This is a genomic window from Candidatus Saccharibacteria bacterium oral taxon 488 (assembly GCA_010202845.1).
GTDB lineage: Bacteria > Patescibacteriota > Saccharimonadia > Saccharimonadales > Saccharimonadaceae > Nanosynbacter.
The window spans coordinates 568365-589545 of record CP047921.1 but is presented as its reverse complement, the minus strand read 5'-3'; the positions used below and the strand labels follow the sequence as shown (position 1 = coordinate 589545).

At 51.7% G+C, this 21181-nt stretch carries 20 protein-coding genes; 19 read left to right on the top strand and 1 reads right to left on the bottom strand.

The genetic code is table 11. From position 1 onward, the window contains the following. Positions 1–4: 4 nt before the first annotated feature. The 8 genes from GWK78_03095 (at position 5) to GWK78_03060 (ending at position 6458) form a co-directional block, all read left to right on the top strand. Positions 5–694, top strand: a complete 690-nt coding sequence (locus GWK78_03095) for a DUF1524 domain-containing protein (protein ID QHU93993.1) — start codon at positions 5–7, stop codon at positions 692–694. Between the two features lie 63 nt (positions 695–757). After that, the gene (locus GWK78_03090) at positions 758–1210 is read left to right on the top strand and encodes an RpiB/LacA/LacB family sugar-phosphate isomerase (protein ID QHU93992.1); all 453 of its coding nucleotides are present in this window, start codon (positions 758–760) and stop codon (positions 1208–1210) included. Continuing rightward, the gene (locus GWK78_03085) at positions 1207–1857 is read left to right on the top strand and encodes a hypothetical protein (protein QHU93991.1); all 651 of its coding nucleotides are present in this window, start codon (positions 1207–1209) and stop codon (positions 1855–1857) included. Before GWK78_03090 ends, GWK78_03085 begins: the two co-directional genes overlap by 4 nt. A gap of 6 nt (positions 1858–1863) precedes the next feature. Further along, positions 1864–2724: a transketolase gene (locus tag GWK78_03080; protein QHU93990.1), complete on the top strand. Its 861-nt coding sequence runs from the start codon at positions 1864–1866 to the stop codon at positions 2722–2724. Further along, entirely contained in the window at positions 2721–3683 is a 963-nt protein-coding gene (locus GWK78_03075; protein QHU93989.1) for a transketolase family protein, read from the top strand. Before GWK78_03080 ends, GWK78_03075 begins: the two co-directional genes overlap by 4 nt. A 260-nt stretch (positions 3684–3943) precedes the next feature. Then, positions 3944–4855, top strand: a complete 912-nt coding sequence (locus GWK78_03070; protein QHU93988.1) for a class II fructose-bisphosphate aldolase — start codon at positions 3944–3946, stop codon at positions 4853–4855. Beyond that, a complete protein-coding gene (locus GWK78_03065; GenBank protein ID QHU93987.1) occupies positions 4855–5817 on the top strand; it encodes a hypothetical protein in 963 nt (320 codons plus the stop codon). Before GWK78_03070 ends, GWK78_03065 begins: the two co-directional genes overlap by 1 nt. Beyond that, positions 5817–6458 carry a hypothetical protein gene (locus GWK78_03060; GenBank protein ID QHU93986.1) on the top strand — a complete coding sequence of 214 codons (642 nt, stop codon included), beginning with the start codon at positions 5817–5819 and terminating at the stop codon, positions 6456–6458. The genes GWK78_03065 and GWK78_03060 overlap by 1 nt, the downstream gene beginning before the upstream one ends. A gap of 17 nt (positions 6459–6475) precedes the next feature. Here the strand turns inward: GWK78_03060 and GWK78_03055 are convergent, their stop codons facing one another. Next, a complete protein-coding gene (locus GWK78_03055; protein QHU93985.1) occupies positions 6476–7162 on the bottom strand; it encodes a TIGR00730 family Rossman fold protein in 687 nt (228 codons plus the stop codon). A gap of 87 nt (positions 7163–7249) precedes the next feature. On the opposite strand from GWK78_03055, the gene uvrB reads away from it, so the two are divergent. The 11 genes from uvrB to GWK78_03000 are packed head-to-tail and all read left to right on the top strand — an operon-like array spanning position 7250 to position 21179. After that, entirely contained in the window at positions 7250–9220 is a 1971-nt protein-coding gene (gene uvrB, locus GWK78_03050; protein ID QHU93984.1) for an excinuclease ABC subunit UvrB, read from the top strand. 31 nt (positions 9221–9251) lie between these two features. Continuing rightward, on the top strand, positions 9252–10097 hold the full coding sequence (locus tag GWK78_03045) for a hypothetical protein (protein ID QHU93983.1): 846 nt from the start codon (positions 9252–9254) through the stop codon (positions 10095–10097). Further along, complete coding sequence (locus GWK78_03040) at positions 10090–11937, top strand: hypothetical protein (protein QHU93982.1); 1848 nt, start codon at positions 10090–10092, stop codon at positions 11935–11937. Before GWK78_03045 ends, GWK78_03040 begins: the two co-directional genes overlap by 8 nt. Positions 11938–11969: 32 nt before the next feature. Further along, positions 11970–12257 carry an Asp-tRNA(Asn)/Glu-tRNA(Gln) amidotransferase subunit GatC gene (gatC, locus tag GWK78_03035; protein QHU93981.1) on the top strand — a complete coding sequence of 96 codons (288 nt, stop codon included), beginning with the start codon at positions 11970–11972 and terminating at the stop codon, positions 12255–12257. Then, positions 12257–13627, top strand: a complete 1371-nt coding sequence (gene gatA, locus GWK78_03030) for an Asp-tRNA(Asn)/Glu-tRNA(Gln) amidotransferase subunit GatA (protein QHU93980.1) — start codon at positions 12257–12259, stop codon at positions 13625–13627. Before gatC ends, gatA begins: the two co-directional genes overlap by 1 nt. Continuing rightward, a complete protein-coding gene (locus GWK78_03025; GenBank protein ID QHU93979.1) occupies positions 13627–14046 on the top strand; it encodes a hypothetical protein in 420 nt (139 codons plus the stop codon). Before gatA ends, GWK78_03025 begins: the two co-directional genes overlap by 1 nt. After that, on the top strand, positions 14043–15545 hold the full coding sequence (gatB, locus tag GWK78_03020) for an Asp-tRNA(Asn)/Glu-tRNA(Gln) amidotransferase subunit GatB (GenBank protein ID QHU93978.1): 1503 nt from the start codon (positions 14043–14045) through the stop codon (positions 15543–15545). Before GWK78_03025 ends, gatB begins: the two co-directional genes overlap by 4 nt. Next, on the top strand, positions 15545–16117 hold the full coding sequence (locus tag GWK78_03015; protein ID QHU93977.1) for an NUDIX domain-containing protein: 573 nt from the start codon (positions 15545–15547) through the stop codon (positions 16115–16117). The genes gatB and GWK78_03015 overlap by 1 nt, the downstream gene beginning before the upstream one ends. Beyond that, the gene (locus GWK78_03010) at positions 16114–17022 is read left to right on the top strand and encodes an NTP transferase domain-containing protein (protein ID QHU93976.1); all 909 of its coding nucleotides are present in this window, start codon (positions 16114–16116) and stop codon (positions 17020–17022) included. Before GWK78_03015 ends, GWK78_03010 begins: the two co-directional genes overlap by 4 nt. Next, positions 17009–17353 (top strand): hypothetical protein, encoded by a 345-nt coding sequence (locus GWK78_03005; protein QHU93975.1) that lies wholly within the window; start codon positions 17009–17011, stop codon positions 17351–17353. Before GWK78_03010 ends, GWK78_03005 begins: the two co-directional genes overlap by 14 nt. Before the next feature lie 58 nt (positions 17354–17411). Continuing rightward, entirely contained in the window at positions 17412–21179 is a 3768-nt protein-coding gene (locus GWK78_03000) for a DNA polymerase III subunit alpha (GenBank protein QHU93974.1), read from the top strand. Positions 21180–21181: the final 2 nt, after the last annotated feature.

Genomic DNA, 21181 nt, shown 5'->3' with positions numbered 1-21181 from the left:
AGATATGACAACGAGGAAAATTAGACGGCGGCAGATAATGGTGTTGCTCGTCATGGCGGTAGTGGGTGCAGTAGTGTGGGCGGTGCAGCTGCAACAGCCGCGGGTTGCACCGACTTCGCCGTTCATGCAGCGGAAATTGTTTGGTGACTCAAACGCCCAGGCGGAGTTAGCTAAACTAGAGGTTAAAGGTCGCGCACCCAAAACGGGCTATAGCCGCAAACAATTTAGTGATGGTTGGGGCAAAATTGGTGGTTGTTCTGTACGTGAAGTGATCTTGGCACGGGATCTAACGGAAACAAAAATTGATGATAAATGTCGCGTGTTGGCCGGGACACTACGTGACCCGTATACCGGCCGGACGATCAAGTTTCAGCGCGGGCCAGAGACTTCGTCGAAAGTACAAATTGATCACGTGGTGGCGTTAAGTGATGCGTGGCAGAAAGGTGCACAGCAACTACCACGTGAGGAACGAGAAAAATTAGCGAATGACCCACTAAATTTATTGGCCGCTGATGGGCCCGCCAACCAAGCCAAAGGCGATGGCGACGCGGCAACCTGGCTGCCTCCTAACAAACCGTTTCGCTGTCAGTACATTGAACGGCAGGTGGCGATCAAGCGTAAATATCGTCTGTGGGTAACAAATGCAGAAAAAGAGGCGATGGGTAAGGTGTTGGCTGGCTGCGGCTCGACGTAATGAGTTGAGCTTCCAAGGACTTGATTGGTTGCAAATATCGCCCAAACCGCTTATACTAAACCCATGAAGATTTATCTTGGTTCAGATCATCGCGGGTTTGCGCTGAAAGAAAAAGTATTTGCGTATTTGGCGAAAAGTGGCTATGCAGTCGAGGATGTCGGTGGTCGTGAGCTTAATCCTGATGACGACTTTCCACAGTTTGCGGCAGCGGCAGCGCTGCGAGTGATTGGTGATGGCGAGGATGATCCACGGGCAATTTTAATTTGCGGCGGCGGTCAGGGTATGTGTATGGCGGCGAATCGTTTTAAGGGGATCCGCGCCAGTGTTATTTGGGATGCACATGAGGCGAGGATGACGCGGCGTGACAATAATTCGAATGTATTATGCCTGCCGGCTAGGGTCCTCGAGGATAACGAAGCTGCCTGGAAGGGCATTGTTGAAACGTGGCTCAATACTGCATACGCGGATGCCCCGCGGTATAATCGGCGTAATGCGCAACTGGATGAGATCGTATGAGTAGTGTTATCGCCCCGGCAATTTTGGCAGAAAATGCCCAGCAATACAAAGAGCAAGTCGATAGAATTACCGGCTTTGCTGAGCGGGTGCATATCGATTTGACTGATGGTGAATTTGCGCCGACCTTTACGGTCAGCATCCCAGAATTATGGGCACCAGAAGGTTGGACGATTGATATTCACGCCATGGTGAACAAACTAGATGAGTATGTACCGAAGTTAATCGCACTGAGGCCGCATTTGATTATTATTCATGCCGAGGCCGAAGGCGACGTGTTGGGGGCACTCAAAGAAATTAAGCGCTCGGGTATTATGGCTGGGCTAGCACTGCTCAAGCCAACAGTGCCGCAAACCGTCGAAGAGCTTATCAAAGAGGCAGAGCATGTCCTGATTTTCAGCGGTGAGCTAGGTAAGTTTGGCGGAACAGCCAGCCTGATGCAGCTGGAAAAAATTCGGCTCGTCAAGATGATTAATCCGAATGTTGAAATTGGTTGGGATGGTGGTGTGATGGTTGACAATGCTTATAGCCTTGTTCAGGGCGGCGTGAACGTCCTGAACGTTGGCGGGACAATCCAAAAAGCAACTGATCCACCAGCAATGTTCGCTAAACTCCAGCAGGAAATTAGCAAGACGGGTGTGCTCGGGTAGTTTACCATGAGCCAACTCACGACTGGCCAGCTAGAAAAGAAGGCGCAAGAGTTACGGCAGCTGATTATTCGCCAAGTGACGGCTGCTGGTAGTGGTCATGTGGCGGGACCGCTGGGGTTTGCTGATGTGATGGCGGTGCTGTATTTTCGGATTCTTAGATTGCGGCCAGAAGAGCCGGATTGGCCTGATCGCGATCTGTTCGTCATGAGTAACGGCCATTATGCACCACTGCTATACGCGGCGATGGCGATGCGCGGATTTTTATCGGAATCAGAGTTAATGAGTTTGCGGCAGTTTGGCTCGCGGCTACAAGGGCATCCGGAGCGGGTAAAATTACCAGGGCTAGAGACGACGAGCGGGCCGCTTGGCTGCGGTCTCAGTCAGGCTGCTGGCATGGCATATCATTTGCAGTATTTACAGAATTCGGAACGCTTCATATATTGTAGTTTAGGTGACGGTGAACTTAATGAAGGCAATATTTGGGAGGCGGCGATGTTTGCAGCCAAGTATAAATTAGGCCGGCTAATCACTATCGTTGATCGTAATACTATTCAAATTGGCGGCGATACAGAAAAAGTCATGCCGCTGAATGATTTGGGTGAGAAGTGGCGCAGTTTCGGTTGGCAGGTGCAGGAAATCGACGGGCATGACGTGGCGCGAATTATCGCGGCAATTGAAGCAGCACAGGCAGTACGCGAGCAACCGAGCGTGATTATCGCGCATACGGTACCTGGGCGCGGCGTTGATTTTATGGAGGGCGATTATCGATGGCACGGCAAGGCGCCAAATGCCGAGCAGGCCGCCGCGGCGCTGACACAATTGGGTTTACTGGCTAAGAAACAGCCGGAAGAAGGGGTGGGCGTATGAGCATGTTGCGGGACGATTGGCGCGCGGGAAATACCGCGTCGATGCGGCTTAGTTTTGGCCATGGGCTAGTTCACACAGCAATGAACAATAGTCAGGTTGTGGCGCTAAGCGCTGACTTGGCAGGAAGTGTTGGCTTTGGCGAATTTGCCGAGCGAATCGGTGCGCCGCGGTTCATTGAGGTTGGTGTGGCGGAGCAAAATCTGGTGACAGTGGCGTCAGGACTAGCAGCGATGGGTAATATCTCGTTTGCGGCTAGCTACGCGGCGTTTAGTCCGGGGCGTAATTGGGAGCAAATTCGGACGACAATTTGTCTGAATAATCAGCTGGTCAAGCTGGTCGGTTCACATGCCGGGCTGAATGTTGGTGCGGATGGCGCGACGCACCAAATGCTGGAGGACATCGCACTGATGCGGAGTTTACCAAACATGGTGGTCTTGGCACCAGGTGATGCCTACGAGGCCGAAATGATGGCAGCAGTGATGGCGGCTGATCCACGGCCAAATTATGTGCGGTTGCCGCGAGCTGACATGCCGCTGTTTTTGGATGGTGAGGTGGCCATAGGCCGAGCGTCCGTACTGCGCCAAGGCACTGATGTGGCGTTACTCGGTACTGGCACGATGACGTATCAACTCCTCATGGTGGCAGAACAATTGGCGTACGCCGGCATTCAGGCAGAAGTCGTGCATTTTAACACTATCAAGCCGCTGGACGAAGCAGCGGTCGTTGCCGCCGCCCAAAAATGCGGCCGTGTGGTGACAGCAGAAGAAGGGCAAATTGCCGGCGGATTTGGTAGCGCGGTGGCGGAAGTACTCGGCGAGAAATTGCCAGTCAAAATAAAGCGTATCGGCGTCCGCGACCAGTTCGGCGAAAGCGGCTCGGTAGCTGAATTATGGCAGAAGCATGGACTAGATGTCGAAGCAGTTGTCCGGCACGTAAAAGATAACCTATCATTTATTTAGGCTTGCGCAGACGCCAGGGAATTTCTCGAGCGTCCACAGCTATACAGGAAATTGTCACAAGTGTCGCGATCTCCCATGCTGCTGCATAAGTGAAAATACCGAGTTCCCTCATGAGGATTGACCCCATGATGAGCCAAAAGATAAGACCAGCATTTTGACGAAAACCGTACAAAAATAAATTGTAAAACCCCTTCGCCTCTTTTCATTTTCCGTCACCGCTGCTATAATAACCATAAGTAGCATAAGGGATAAAAGGGTATATGGGACTGACAATTTCTGACATTCGGCGCAATACCACGCATGCGCGCCATTTGATGCAGCGGACACGAGCGCAACATTTTGCGGTCGGGGCGTTTAATATTGATAATCAAGAAACGCTGATCGCAGTGGCGCGGGCGGCGCAGAAGCTCCAATCGCCAGTGCTGGTGGAAGTATCAGACGCCGAGGTTAAGGCCATGGGGCTGGAGAACGTGCGCGATTTGGTGGATAATTATAAGGCTGAATACGGCATCGAGATTTATTTGAACTTAGATCATGGGCCGACGGTGGAGGGCTGCAAGCGGGCGATTGACGCGGGTTATGAGTTTGTGCATATCGATATTTCCCAGGCAAATCACGATGCCTCGGATGAGGAAATCATCGCCAAAACCCGCGAAGTTGTCGAGTACGCCAAGTTCACCGGCGCGTTGGTGGAAGCCGAGCCGCATTATTTTTGGGGTTCATCAAACGTACATACCGAGGCGATTGATTATGAAGAAATTAAGAAAACCTTTTCCACGCCGGATGGCGCGCGGGCATTTGTTGAAGCGACGGGAATTGACACCTTTGCGGCGGCAGTGGGGAATTTGCACGGGTTGTATCCGGTGCCGAAAGTGCTGGATTTGGAATTATTAGCGCGCATCCGCGAGGCGCTTCATTGCCAGATTTCGCTTCATGGCGGATCAGGTACGCCGCTGCATTATTTTGAGGACGCAGCAAAAATTGGCGTCTCCAAAATCAACATCAACTCCGACATGCGCTACACTTTCCGCACGACGCTGGAAAAAACCTTACGTGAAAATCCAAACGAATACGCCATCGTCAAACTAATGCCACCAGTGTACATGGCCGTTCAGGAGGTGGTTGAGACGAAAATTCAAGCCTTCGATTCAGCCGGAAAGGCGGTGGTGTAATGGCGAAAATTATTACTGTCGGTGCAGGCGTGCAGGATGTTTTTTTAAGCCAGTCAGACGCCTTGGCTCCGGTATGCGATAGTCCAGAACGTTGTTTTGCTAAGTTAGAACTTGGTGCCAAGGCCGACGTCAACCAGATCCATTTTTCGACAGGTGGTGGTGCGACGAATGCCGCGGTAACCTTTGCCAGGCAGGGCCACGAAGTGATGTTTTTGGGCGTTGTCGGCCGTGATCCGGCTGGCCAAGCGGTGTTGGATGATCTGGACGCCGAGAATGTTGATACGCGGTATGTTCGATTTTCTCAAAAATACAATACGGGCTACTCGGTATTGTTATTGGCGCCAAACGGTGAGCGGACAATTTTGACGTATCGCGGCGCATCAACGCATTATCACGCGGCTGATTTTACCGTGGCGGATATTGCGGCTGATTGGCTATATGTGTCGACGCTGGCGGGTCAGATGACGGTCTTGGATAAGGTATTTCGTGAGGCGCGAGCAGCTGGTATGAAAATTTGCTTTAATCCAGGCAAGCGAGAGCTAGCACAGCGCGAGAAGTTAATGGGACTGCTAGGTGATGTGGAGGTATTGGCGCTGAATAAAGAAGAGATGCAACAGTTAGTGCCGGGTGATGATCTGGAACAGCTGGTGCGGCGAGCGAAAGATCTCGTGCCGGTGGTGTTGCTGACAGACGGCGTGAATGGCTCGATGGTATCTGATGGCGTAACGATTGTCAGAGCAGCGATGTACGAGGATGTGCCAGCAATTGATCGGACTGGCGCAGGTGATGCATTTGCCAGTGGCTTTTTGAGTCAGTGGGCTCATGGCGCCCAGCTGAAGGACGCAGTAGTATTTGCCAGCGCAAATTCAAGCTCGGTCGTCAATCATATTGGTGCTAAAACCGGTATCTTATATCAAGGTGCGCGACTACATGCCATGCCACTAAGCGAAAAGGAGTTTTAATGTCAAGAAACTTAACAAAATTATTGGGTGATTCAGTGCGGACACGAGTTGCCGTGAGTGAGCTCAGACGAATGGCCGGCGATGATAGCGATGCGAGGTTGATTACTGAGATTTTAGCTCGGGCTCATTCAATTATCCGTGCGCTTGGGCTTGATCCGGCGGACACGACGGGCAGAGAAGTGTATCAGGCGCTAATGGCTGCTGCGCCGCGGATTGATCAGACAGCCTGGGCGAGAGCTAGCGACTGGGTGATGATGGATTTTGACGGGCAGGTTATCTCATTTCATCCGGTGGATATCGTCGAAAATTATCATCATCAATTACCATACGGTCAACATCGTATCGAATCTGGTAAGCGCGGGCTTGGCTATGAAATAACCCGTCGTTTTTCAGCCCATCCGCGCACGCATACGCCGACTGTTGAGCGCGTCGTCTGCGAGGGCGGGATTTGCTATGTTGCCTCGGCCGTCAGTGAGCCAGTCAAGTCCGCGTCGCCGTTCCAGTTACCAGTAGCCAACGCTAAACCAAAACGCCGCAAGTCAGCTGCCGTGCCCGTAAAATCTAAAAAATCTGCTAGTAAAAAACCTCATAAAAAGTCCCAGCAAAACGCAAATACCCTGAAGAAATCCCAAAAAGTCTGAATTGACACGATAGGTGATCAGCAATAAGTCTTATTTGCTTGTACCAGATCAATGATCTCGTCAACGCTATCGGTGATAGTATAAATATCCAGGTCTTTCTCGACGATAGCTCCTTCGGCCAACATATGGTTGCGGAAAAAGGCGTCCAAATCGCTCCAAAACGCTGTGTCGAACAAGATCACCGGTGCACGGTTGGCTTTTTCAGTCTGGATTAGCGTTAATATTTCCGCCAGCTCATCCAACGTACCGAAGCCGCCCGGGAAGTAAATATAGGCATTGGCAAACATGGTCATGACAATCTTCCGCGGCGCAAAGTGCTGAAACTCAAACACCTCGGTAGTATACTTATTGACTTCCTGTTCATGCGGCAGCCGGATGTTGAAGGCAATTGACTCGCCGCCAGCAGCCCGCGCGCCCTCCTGGACGGCCTTGTTGGCGCCTTCATTGGCAGCGCCCATAATGCCGTGTCCGCCGCCGGAAACGATGGCGTAACCGAGCTTGGCTAGCCGTTCAGCTGTTTCTTTTGCAGCGTGATAATAAGCACTATTTGGATCGGTGCGCGCCGAGCCAAAGATGGTTATTGTTTTCTGATATTTTCGGAGAATTTCGTAGCCGCTCTGGATTTCGTCTTCCATCTTGCCGAGGCGGAACATTGCAGCTTGTAGCTGTACATCACGCGGAATACATGTATGTTGTGGAGTCATTGAAGTGCCCTTTTTGTTTTATCGCTGATAACTTGTTAACTATATCATGAACAATCGGTATTTGTCAACGATGCTACAATAGGAAATGTGAATCAATTTAATCTCGTTTCCAGGTATCAGCCGACCGGCGACCAGCCGACGGCGATTGCTCAGTTGGTGGATGGTTTGGAGCGGGGCGAGCGCGAGCAGACTCTATTGGGCGTGACGGGGTCAGGCAAAACCTTTACTATGGCAAATATTATTGCCCGAGCCAATGTGCCGACGCTGGTGTTGGCACATAACAAAACCTTGGCGGCGCAGTTATTTTCTGAGTTTAAGGAGTTTTTTCCGGACAATGAAGTGCATTATTTTGTCAGTTATTTTGATTATTATCAGCCAGAAGCCTACATCGCCAGTAGCGACACCTACATTGAGAAAGACTCAAAAATTAATGATGAAATCGATCGGCTGCGGCATGCGGCGACCTCGGCGCTGCTGACGCGGCGCGACGTTATTATCGTGGCGAGCGTGTCTTGTATTTACGGCATTGGCTCGCCGGAGACGTATGCTGATATGGCGATCCAATTGACGGTCGGCGAGCGGCGGGTGCAGGATAAGTTTATTCGCTTGCTGACTGATATTCAGTATAAGCGCAATGATGTTGATTTCGTGCGCGGTACTTTCAGGGTGCGTGGCGACGTGGTGGATATTTTCCCGGCTGGGCAGGACACGGCGGTGCGAGTGGAGTTTTTTGGCGATGAAGTTGAGAGACTCACGCGAATCGATCCGCTGACTGGCGAGATTTTGGATCAGCCAGCTAGCCTGACGATTTTCCCGTCTAGCCACTATTCGACGCCGCGTGAACGAATTGAAAAAGCCATCACTGGCATCGAAAAAGAATTTGACGAGCGGCTGAAATGGTTTGAGTCGCACGACAAATTACTGGAGGCACAGCGCCTAGCTCAGCGCACTAAATATGACCTGGAGATGCTGAAAGAAACTGGCTTTGTCAAAGGCATTGAGAATTATTCGCGCTATCTGACTGACCGCGAGTCAGGCGAGCAGCCGGCAACGTTGATTGATTATTTTCCCGATGATTGGCTGCTACTGGTCGATGAGTCGCATATGACCTTGCCCCAAGTCCGCGGCATGTATAACGGCGACCGGGCGCGCAAGGAAGTGTTGGTGGAACATGGTTTTCGTTTGCCGAGTGCGCTGGATAATCGTCCACTGAGGTTTGATGAATTTGATCAGCATATTCATCAGGCGATTTATGTTTCTGCTACGCCGGGCGACTATGAACTGGCTCACTCGCCAAAGCCGGCTGAACAGTTGATTCGGCCGACGGGGCTGCTTGATCCGCCGATTGAGGTGCGGCCGACTGACGGGCAGGTTGATGATTTGATGGAGGAGATTCGCCAGACCATCGCCAAGGGCCACCGCGTACTGGTGACCACCTTGACCAAGCGCATGGCCGAGGATTTGAGCGCTTATTTGACGGACAATGGCGTGAAAACGGCGTATCTACACAGTGAAATTGACACGCTGGAACGCGGCGATATTTTGAAGGATCTGCGACTGGGAACGTACGACGTCTTGGTTGGTATCAATTTGCTGCGCGAGGGGCTGGATCTGCCAGAAGTCAGTTTGGTGGCGATTATGGACGCTGATAAAGAAGGGTTCCTTCGTAGTGAGCAGGCACTGATTCAGACGATTGGCCGGGCGGCGCGGCATGTGGATGGGCGAGTGCTGATGTACGGCGACAATGTGACTGACAGTATGCGGCGAGCGATTGATGAGACGAATCGTCGGCGTGCGATCCAGCAGCAATATGACGAAGAGCATGGCATCACGCCGCAAACTATTCAAAAGAAGATTGACGATGGCTTGCGTTCTATCATCCCGCAAAAAGAATCGGACAAAAAGCCAAAACTTGATTTGAAGAAGATTCCAAAGGACGAATATCCGACGCTGATCAAGGAGTTGACTGGTCAAATGGAGCTGCATAGCGCCAACCTGGAGTTTGAAAAAGCCGCGGAGCTGCGTGATTTGATTGCAGAAATTCGCCAGACCATGTAGAATGAGGGTAGCATAAGCGGAGGTAATAATTATGACACAAAAGAAAATAACATCAACACCAGAGATGGTGCAGCCGGCACAGGACACAGATGTTCCGCCAGCTCCACAGTATGCATCGCAGCCAACAGCATACTACCCTCAGGCTACAGTTGATCCAAATCGCGGCAAGGCAAAGTGGCTGACATTTGAGTATCTGCTGGCGATGGTATCAACAGTCGTTTCGGCGTTGTTATTTGCGCAGGTATTGGTGGCGTTGTTTGGCGCTTGGGTGAAGGCTAATGGTGCAACGACAACGACTTCGACTTCGATTGGTGGCTGGTTGGCTGACATACTGTCAATAAATATGGTGACACCAGGGACGGGTATCGTCATGGCGGGTGTGTTGGCGACACTATTTGCAGTCGTTGCGCTTATTACATTTGGTCGTGTCTCGCGGGCTATCTCGGACCGCGACAACTACACTAGCCGGACAGCGTATAAAGTAGTAACATACGGCGCATTTGGTGCATTAATAATTCCAGCAATAGTGCTTGTAGCAAAAATAATAACAGTTCTCATTAGTTCACTACTATTTATCGGTGCGGGCAGTGCCGATAGGGTGTATGGTGCGCTATATCTCGCCGAGTTTGTGCCATATCTCTTGGCATTAGGGGTAATCGGCGTGACGTTGTGGATGCTCAAGGGGATTATTTCTGGCCGTAACACATCTAAGACAATGTCTCTGATTTTGCTGGGTGCAGCCGGAGCGGTACTGGTTGCCGGGGCGATCACGGCAGCCGTCCAGGTACACGATACTGGGTCGACATACACTAGAACCAATGTGCAGCGCAACATCCGTTCGACAATGTGCGATAAGTACGGAGTTGGATGTGACTAACAAAGCGTCTGGGTGGGATAAGGACGGTGGGTTCGTCTTGCCGACCGTCCTTGTAGCGAGCATTATGCTGTTGCTGATTTTGTTGGCTGGTCTCCAGCTGGCGTCGGCAGCAGCTAATGCCTTGATGGAGCAGTATTATAATCAGCTGGCGCGCGAAGCGGCTGAGGCCGGCGTGGTGCGGATGAATGAATGTATCAGTCGTGGCCATGACAGTGCCATTGCCTCGGGCGTGCGTCCAGGTACTGATTGCCGCGGCAATGGTACAGCGATTGACGTATTTCGTAATGACAAATTACGTTCGTATTTTATTGGTGAATACACCTCAACAACTAACCCGCGGCGTGCTGATGTCAAGGGCTACCTTGAGTTGATTCGAAAATCTGATGGCCGCCCGTATAAGACCTATATTTACAATTCACGCCAGCAAGCTATCCCGGAAGTTGATTTTAAGGGGACGCGCGCCAGTAAGCGCTGGTGGTGTATCGGTGGCTCAGTCTGTCTCGATTTCGGTGCGGGCGGGTCAAATAAACCGACTCCACACCCTCATCCAACACACTCAAGTGGCCCGTCCCATGAGGGTTTAACAACGATTTCCGATCGTAATGGTAATTTGAAATTCTACTCTGACGGACTTCGTATCTGGAACTCGGCACGGAATATTATGCAGGTTGATAGCTCGGCTCCCGATGGCAATCCAACATGTGACGATGGTCAAACAGCATACTATAGTGAATCACCACAGGGATTGTGCGGTTCACGTACTGGTACGCAGGCAGTGGTTGCTTTCCCGATCAATAAGGAAGAGTCTAAATATCTCGTAGTATCAAACTCGGCAAATGGTCGTGAGCGGGCAAAATTCGGTACGTTATACTACCACGTCGTTGATTTTACCAATGATCCACTCGGACGAGTGACGAAAAAGAACATGTCCATTGGCATGGCGGGCAGTTTTTCGCGCAACTATTCTGGCGAGGCGATGAATGCCGTGCCGAATAATGCGGGAAATGGTGCGGTGGTATATACCTATCGGCCGGGTTCGCCGAATCAAGTCTATGCCTTCAATATTTTCTCGACCGACAACGGAGCGACTATTCAGACGCCAAATGCAGCAGTGTATAATGTGCCGTCTGGTCCGGCTCAGCCGTGTATCGTGCAACCAAATCCATCAAGTCCTTCGCGAACGGGATTCGGCTCGATTAACTTTAACAACGAGGCCACCAAAATGCTGGTGTTTATGGGGGGTAGTGTCTGTCCAAATCGTAATGGTAACGCTGGAGTATTACACGTATTTGATATATCTGGGGCTGACACTAACATGACGCCAATTGCTCATTGGTCGGTCGGTGTATATAACAATGATCCACTTGATAATAGCCTAGGGTATGCAGCTGATTTCTCGCCTAATGGTAGTCATGTCTATGTGTCAAAAATATATACCGGTGAACTGTTCCGGTATGACATTACTAGTCGCAATAGTAGTGCTATCAAAACAAGTGAGCGGTTTATCGGGTTTACCGGCTGCGAGCATTTCAGGGATTGTGTAATATCTGATTCGCTCCCTAACTCATCAACGCCAAATCACCCTGACTGGAAAGGACTTGGCGGTGATGGCGGTGGACAAGTTTTGCGCGGCCCAGATGGTCGAGTGTACGTAGCGGATCGTGGGGCCAACAAGATTAGCTACATTGAGCGACCAGACGCACCAAATGCGGCAACCGATGCGGCAACGGCGGCGGCTATCGGTTGGAACCGCGGTGGGTTATCACTTGGTTCAGGAATGAGTATGTACGGTCTGCCGCAGATGGTGACGCTCCATTCGCCGCGACTGCTAAGTTATTAGATTTTCCTTGAGACAGTGCTATAATAGACTGTATGACAACTATTTCTACCAGTGATATTCAGCACTTGGCGAGTTTGAGTAGTCTGGCATTAGCTGATGATGAAGTTGATGGACTGCGCCAAGATTTGGAAAATATAATTGGCTATATTGAGCAGCTCGGTGAGCTTGATACGGCGGGTGTGGAGCCAACTTATCAAGTGACGGGACTAGAGAATGTCTGGCGCGAAGATGAGGTTCAGTCAGGGGTTTCCAGAGAAGTACTGCTTAACTTGGCGCCTGAAAAACAGAATAGTCAAGTGAAAGTGCCGCAGGTATTGTAATGAGCCAGATTAGTGATTTTGCCAGAAAAAGCGCGGTCGAAAATGTTAAAGAAGCACTGCGGCGAGCGCGCGACACTGAAGAATATTATGCGCTGCTGAGTTTGACAGAAGAGCGGGCGCTGGAGCGTGCCGAACTGGTGGATAAGGGTGAAATTTCTGGCCGGCTGGCTGGCGTGCCGTTTGTGGTAAAAGATAATTTCTTGGCCTTTGGGGCGCCGACAACTGCTGCTTCAAAAATGCTCGAGAATTTTGAGGCGCCGCTCCAGGCAACAGCCGTTGAAAAATTAGAAGCTGAAGGTGCAATTTGCATTGGCAAGGCGAACTTGGACGCCTTTGCTCACGGCGGTTCGACGGAAAACTCAGCCTTTGGTCCGACCAAAAACGCTACGGATAAAACTCGGGTAGCCGGCGGTTCTTCGGGCGGTTCGGCGGTAGTGACGGCGCTTAACGTGGTACCGTTTGCACTGGGCACAGATACTGGCGGTTCAATTCGTCAGCCGGCCAGCTTTAACGGCGTGGTCGGTGTCAAGCCAACCTACGGTGCAGTCAGTCGCTACGGCGTAGTAGCTATGGCCTCGAGCACCGACACCATTGGTTGTTTCACCACGAATGCTGATGATGCTAATTTGGTGATGGAAATTATGGCGGGCCGCGACGGCAAGGATATGACGACGCTGCCGGACTTTTGGCAGAACCAGCCAGGCTTTACCAAGAAAAAGATTGGTTTGGTTAAGCAATGTATGACTGACGATGTGGACGCGGCGGTGCGCCAGAAAACGCTTGACTATGCTGAAAAACTGAAGCAGCTGGGTTATGGAATTGAAGAAGTAGATCTAGATATGATGCAATATTCGCTGGCGATGTACTATATCATCGTGCCGGCGGAACTGTCGTCAAATCTGGCACGCTATGATGGTGTGCGTTATGGTCACCGAGCGGCCGAGGTGAAAACGCTGGCGGAATTGTACGGCCGCAGCCGTAACGAAGGTTTTATGACGGAGAACAAGCGGCGGATTATGATCGGTAGTTTCGTGTTGTCGAGCGGTTTCTTTGACGCTTACTACATGCAGGCGCAAAAAGCGCGCACGCTGCTCATTAACGAGTTCAAAAAGTTGTTCACTGAGTACGACGCGCTGTTAATGCCGACGGCGCCGACACCAGCATTCAAACTTGGTGAGAACACTGGTGATCCGATCAAGATGTATCTGTCTGACATCATGACCGTGCCGGCTAGTCTAGCTGGACTGCCGGCAATTTCTGTGCCGGCTGGAAGTAACGACGAGGGCTTGCCGATCGGCGTGCAGCTAGTTGGTAATTACCGTTCGGATGGAAGCCTGCTGAAACTGGCGGCGGAAGTGGAGGTCATCTGATGGATGGATTGTTGATCGCGCTAGTGGTGGCGGCGCTGGTGATCGGTGGCCTATTGATGCTATTCATTCAGTTGACGTCAAAACAAACGGAGAAGCTCGACCGGGAACTATACCGAAAAGTCTGGCAGGCGGTGCAGCGTGTGGCTGATACAAATAATCCCGACAGTCTGCAGATGGCGATTATCAAAGCTGACAAGCTGCTGGACCGGGCGATGCGCGAATATGGCGTTAGTGGTACGACGATGGGTGAGCGGCTCAAGGCACGGCGTGGTTTGTGGACGAATGAGGACGCAGTTTGGTCGGCGCACAAACTGCGTAATCAGATTGCCCACGAAAGTCGGGTCACTATCACCACCCAGACATTCAAGCGGGCAATGGCCGCATTTGAGCAAGCACTAAAAGATTTGGGAGCGTTATGATGAGTGTATATGATGAATATGAAATGACCATTGGCATCGAGTGCCATGTCCAGCTGGCGACCAAAACCAAGCTGTTTAGTCCGGCTGATAACGACGCTCGCGACGCTGAGCCAAACGAAAAAACGCATGAAATCGATTTTGGATTGCCAGGCATGCTGCCGGTGCTCAACAAGCATGCTGTCGAGCTGGCGGTGCGTGCTGGCAAGGCGTTGAATGCGCCGATCGCCCGCGTTAGCCGGTTTGATCGCAAACATTATTTCTACCCTGACCTGCCAAAGGGCTACCAGACATCGCAGATGTATCAGCCGATTATCTTGGCTGGCTATGTTGACGCGCCGCTAGAAGACGGTTCGCTCAAGCGGGTGCGGATTCATCATGCGCACATGGAAGAGGACGCTGGCAAGTTGACGCACCACGACGGTTATTCGCTGGTTGACCTCAACCGCGCTGGCACGCCGCTGATTGAAATCGTCTCTGAGCCGGACATGCATTCTGCCGAGGAGGCCAAAGCGTACGCTTCGGAGCTGCACAAATTGATGGTCTACGCTGGCGTTACGCACGGTGATTTATACCACGGCAACATGCGGTTTGATGTTAATATTTCGGTGGCTAAAAAAGGCGCGACCGAGCTTGGCAAACGCGCAGAAGTCAAGAACCTTAACTCGTTCCGCAGCGTCGAACGTGCCGCTGAATACGAATTTAAGCGCCAAGTCGACTTGCTGGAAAGTGGTGAATCGGTGGTGCAGGAAACTCGCGGCTGGAGCGACGACAAGCAAATCACTACTTCGCAGCGCTCGAAAGAGGACGCCCAGGATTATCGCTACATGCCCGATCCGGATATCCCGCCGATTGTTTTGACTGACGAGGAGATTGCTCACATGCAGCAGTATATGCCGCTGATGCCAAGCCAGTGCCGAGAGCGTTGGGCTGATCTGGGGTTGGATCATTCGGTGATTACGACGATCCTCGGCCATCAGTCGCTCGCGATATTGCTTGACGCTATCAAGACGCTGACGGTGCATAACGAGCAAGCTGTTCTTGATGAGTTGGGAGTTGACAAGATAAAATATCAGCGGCTGGTCAAGCGGATCTTTAACTGGTTTGCTTCGACGCCGGAGGAGCTGATTGATATGGATCTCATCGGGGAGGGCTATGTCGGGCCGCGTCGGTTGACGGAGCTGTCACTACTCGTCGAGAATAGCGACGTGAGCTCGACTGGCGGCAAAGAGCTTTTCCTTAGTCTATTTGATCGACAATATCTCGAGCAGGGGCCGCGCGAGATTGCCGAGAGTAAGAATTTGTTGCAGGTGTCTGATGAGGGAGCGATCGCAGCCATCGTTGACGAAGTATTGAACGACCCAGCCTCAGCGGCATCCATCGCTGATATTCGCTCGGGCAAAGACAAAGCTATCGGCTACCTCGTCGGTCAAGTCATGAAGCGCTCTAAGGGCCAGGCCAACCCGAGCCTCGCCCAGAAACTAATCCGAGAGCGACTGTAATGAAAACATTCACGCGTATTCAGCCAACCACCACGCAGACTGTCGGCGAGGCGTACAAGCGCTCGGCCGTCATCAAGCGGTATCAAGCAGAGGATGGTGAGCAGCATGAGTTTACAACCTTCTTTTCTGAGGAGTTAGTGTCAGTGTTGGTGGTGGCAGTGACGACGGATAGCAAGATCGCTATGACCTATCAGTTTCGAGCTGGTCCAGAAAAATGGCTCTATGATTTTCCCGGCGGTGACGGGGAGCCGGGTGAAGCAGTAGAGATGGTAGCGCGGCGTGAACTAGTGGAAGAGACCGGCTGCACGCCAGGGCACTTTGAATATATTGGTGAATGCTATGAGGGGCCGTACATCAATATCAAGATCGCAGTGTACTTGGCGACTGACTGCGTGTACAATGAGGATGCAATCCACCTTGATGAAGCTGAAAGTAGCCAGGGCGCTGAACTACGGTTTGTTTCAGCGGCAGAGTTGTTTGCTATCGCTCGGGCGGGTGATTTATGTGTAACAGGGCCATTCGCGCTTTTGTTTGATTATTTAGATAACCTACGACAGGAGGAACTATCATGAAAAAACCAACCAAAGCTATCATCGCTGCCGCTGGCTTCGGTACGCGGTTCTTGCCGCAGACCAAGGCCATGCCAAAAGAAATGATGCCGCTGATCGACAAGCCGATTATCCAATACGTCGTCGAGGAATTAGTCGAAGCCGGCATCAAAGATATCATTATCATCGGCAGCGCCAACAAACGAGCAATTGAGGATCATTTCGACAGGCCGAACGAGGAGCTGCTGGTTAATCTACGGGCGGGCGGCGCCAAGAAGCAGCCACTGATTGACATCGTAAATAATTTGTCAGAGATGGCTAACTTTGTCTATATCCGCCAAAAAGGCCCGTACGGTAATGCCACACCGTTGACCTGCGCCGCGCATTTGATCAATGGTGATGAGCCGGTTATTTATACCTTTGCTGATGACTTTATCGCTGCTAGCCCTAGCCGATTTCGCCAGATGATCACTGCGGCGCAAAAATTAGACGGCGCGGTGCTATCGTGCAAGAAGATTATTGATGATGCTGAATTTGATCGTTACGGTGTGGTTAATGGCGAGCAGGTTACTGACGGCGTGATCAAGATGACAAACATCGTTGAAAAGCCAGGCAAAGCCAATGCCCCGTCCGATCTCGCGAGTGTCAGTAGCTATTTGCTGCCGGGCGAGTTCTTTAGCTATCTCGAGAAAGCCAAGCATGCGTTTGATGGTCACGGCGAATTTACGGTGCAGCCGATTATGCAGAGCATGATTGATGACGGCCATAGTTTTTATGGCGTAGAAATTACCAATGGCACATACTATGACACTGGCGATAAGCTAGAGTATCTCAAGACAGTGATTGATTTTGGCATGCGTGATCCGAAGCTTGGTGCGAGTCTTCGCGAATATCTAGTCAAGCGGCTTGAGGAAAATGGCGCCAACTAAATCGTCGAGAGAAAGTGGCCATGAGGACAAGAAGGCCGCCGACCCACGTCCCTCGGTAGCCCGCCGAGCCATTGATCGCATCAAGCGTGATAACGAAAATGGCGCCCGGCAGGCAATGATTGAAGATCTGTTTTTTGATTTTCATCGATCGCGGCGGCAGATCTATTGGATAAACTTTTGGCGCGGCTTTTTCTTTGGCATGGGTAGCCTTGTGGGCGTGACGGTACTGATCATGGTGTCAGCTTGGCTGCTCGGGCGGTTTGCCGACGTCTTTCCGGCGCTGGCGGATTTTCTCAACCAGCTGATTGATACCATGCAGCGGCGGCGCTAGCATGCTATACTGGGTGGAGAAAGAGGAGGTGGCGCCCACAAGGGAGGCGCAATAAATAATGGCTACCAAACATACGACAGCTTCAGCTCAAGCCGCGGCCGCGTTGCAGCCGTCTGATTACGTACACCTGCACAATCACACCCACCATTCGCTTCTGGATGGGCTGACTAAAATTCCTGACATGGTGGCACGGGTGAAGGAGCTGGGTATGGAGGCCTGTGCCATTACTGACCACGGCACGATGTCGGGCGCGATTGAGTTTTATAAAGCGGCCAAGAATGTTGGTATCAAGCCAATCATCGGCATCGAAACCTACGTAGCAGCCCGCACTCGCCACGACCGTGACCCCGCCAAGGACAAGGCACGTTATCACTTGACGCTGCTGGCGATGAATCACAAGGGCTATCAAAACCTGATGCAGCTTAGCACCATCGCCAACCTCGAAGGCGTCTACTATAAACCGCGCATTGACCACGAGCTACTGGAGCAATACAACGAAGGCATCATCTGTATGTCTGGTTGTATCGGTGGTGAGCTGGGTGAGAATTTGCGTAATGATGATTATGAAAAAGCTAAGGAAATTGCTGGCTGGTACAAGTCAGTGTTTGGTGATCGCTACTACATGGAGCTTCAAGACCATGGCCACCCCGAAGCGCGCAGCCACTGGCCGGAGCAGAAAAAGGTCAATGATTACATTGAGCGCATCAGCGAGGAACTGGATATTCCGTGTGTAGTGACTAGCGACGGCCATTACCTCAATCACGAAGACCAGGAGGCGCATGAGATTTTGCTGTGCGTCGGTACTGGTGCGTATTTGAGTGATGAAAAGCGGATGAGCTTGAAGGATTTTGAGCTCCATTTGACCACACCAGAAGATATCATTTCGCGGTGGCAAAAAACCAATCCCCAGGCAATCGCCAACACCAAAGCCATCGCCGATCGGTGTGACGTAGAAATTAAACTTGGCGATATTCTCATCCCGAAATTTCCAACGCCAAACGGTGAGTCCGAAAAGGAATATCTGGATCATCTGGTGTACAGCGGCATGGCGGCGCGCTACGCTGGTATGAAGCTGGAGGATGCCAAGAAATTGCCAAACGACGAGCTGCGCGCCAAGTTATCAGAGGCGCAGCTAGAGCGACTAGACATGGAATTCGGCGTGCTCGACAACATGGGCTATAACGGCTACTTTTTGATCGTCCAGGATTTTATCAACTGGGGCAAATCCCAAGGAATTATCTTTGGCCCGGGACGTGGTTCGGCGGCTGGTTCAATCATCGCTTATGCGCTGAACATCACCGACCTTGATCCGCTACATTATGATTTGCTGTTTGAGCGATTCCTCAACCCGGATCGTATTTCCATGCCCGACATCGATATCGACATTCAAGATACCCGCCGCGGTGAAGTGATCGAATATTGTGCCAAGAAATATGGCTCAGAACGGGTAGCCAACATTTGTACCTTTGGCACCATGGCAGCGCGGGCGTCAGTGCGTGACGTGGCGCGGGTGCTGCAGGTACCATATGGCGAGTCGGACCGGCTGGCCAAGCTCATTCCGCCACCCGTCCAGGGCCGTCATGTGCCTATCAAAAAGTCGCTCGAGGAAGACCCCGACCTTAAAAACGAGTATGAAAGCAACCCGACTGCCAAAACAGTTTATGACTTTGCGTCGCAGCTGGAGGGAACGATTCGTTCGCACGGTGTGCATGCCGCCGGCGTGGTGATTGCACCGGATGATTTGGTGAAATACGTGCCCCTGGAGATGGCGCAAAAGGGCGTGGTGGCGACGCAGTACCCCATGGGTCCGGTTGAGGAGCTCGGGCTACTGAAGATGGACTTTTTGGGCTTGTCTAACCTGTCCATCATTAACAACGCCCTGCGTATTATTCGTAAAGTCTACAAAACGGATATTGATTTATCAACGCTGCCGCTGGATGATGAAGAAACCTACAAATTATTCCAGCGCGGCGACACCACTGGCGTGTTCCAGTTGGAATCGGCTGGCATGAAGCGGTACCTGCGCGAGCTCAAACCAAGTGTCTTTGAAGACATCATCGCCATGGTGGCCTTGTATCGCCCGGGCCCGATGCAGTTTATCGACTCATTCATCAAGCGCAAACACGGCGAAGAAGAAATCACCTACTTGCACCCCGGTATGGAAAACTCGCTGAAGAATACTTACGGCATCTTGGTCTATCAAGAGCAATTTATGCAGATTTCCAAAGAGTGGTGTGGCTTTACTGGCGGTCAGGCGGACACCCTGCGTAAGGCGGTCGGTAAAAAGAAAATTGATCTGATGAAAAAGGTCAAGCCAGAGTTTGTCGAGGGCGCGGTCAAGGTTGGTGGTGCGACTAAGGAAATCGCTGAGCAGTTTTGGGATGCATTGGAAGAATTTGCTAACTACTGTTTCAATAAGTCGCACGCGGCGTGTTATGGCCTGATCGCCTACTGGACGGCGTATCTCAAGGCGCATTATCCTGACGCATTCATGGCGGCGCTGATGACCAGTGACCAGGATGATACTGAGCGCCTGGCCATCGAGATGACCGAGTGTAAGCACATGGGCATTGAAGTGCTCAACCCGGATGTTAATGAGTCATTCGTCGAGTTCGCGGTGGTGCCTGGTGAAAAGAAGATTCGTTTCGGCATGGCGGCGGTCAAGGGCGTCGGTGTCGGCGCGGTGGAAGAAATTATTCGTGCTCGCGAGGCTGATGGCCCGTTCAAGTCGGTCGAAGATTTTGCCAAGCGAGTATCGACCAGCAAGTTCAATCGCAAGGCCTGGGAGTCGCTGATCAAAACTGGCGCCTTTGACAGCTTTGGCGACCGGTCTGACTTGTTGTTTAATCTTGACACCATTGTCGCCTTTGCTCAAAAGACTCAGAAAGAGGCCGCGTCGGGGCAGACTGACCTGTTTGGTATGCTTGGTGATGAGTCGGCTGATGTTCAGTCAACGATACAGCTACAGCCAGCGCCGGCCAAACACACCAACAAAGAGCGGCTGATGTGGGAGCGCGAGCTGATGGGGCTGTATATTTCGGCGCACCCGCTCGATGCGTATGAAACATATCTCAGTGAGCAAGCGCAGCCATTAACGCAGCTGGTGCCAGAATATGACGGTCGCCTGATGACGATCGGCGGTATTATCACGACGGTGCGCACCATCGTTACCAAGTCAGGCAGCAAGATGGCATTCGTTGGGATCGAAGATAAGTTTGGCGAGGGCGAAGTTATCGTCTTTCCGAATTTGTATGAGCAAGTCGGCGCCAAACTTGTCCAGGACGCTGTCATTCGGGTGACCGGCAAAAACTCAGCCCGTGATCGGGATGGTAATTTGGGCTCAGAGAGCAAGATGATTGCTGATGAAATTGAACTGATTTCTGACGATGATCTCCGGCAGTATCAGTCGACTGGCCGTAAAATGGAAGCGCCAAAGATGAGTAGCAAGGTCAAGCAAGAGCGGCGTACGGCATTTCGAACTCAAACGACTCAGCGAGCAGGCGCAGCCCGAGTATCGACAGCGAAAGGGACGAACATGAAGTCAACACCGGCCGACACGACAAACACGCCACCGCGTCCAGCAGTCACGCACGCCGTGCCCGAGACAGAAAAGCTATTTCTTCATATCAAAAACCCGAGCGACCATGATAAACTAGTAGCACTCAAGTCGCTCTGCTCCGCATACGCTGGCGTGACTGATGTAGTGCTAGTGCTGGGTGAGGCTAATAAATCCGCCATGCGCATGCCGTTTCGTGTTGAGGCTGGCGATCAGCTCATGAGTCAGCTGCGTCAGACACTGGGCGACGAGTGCGTAGTCTTGAAATAAGA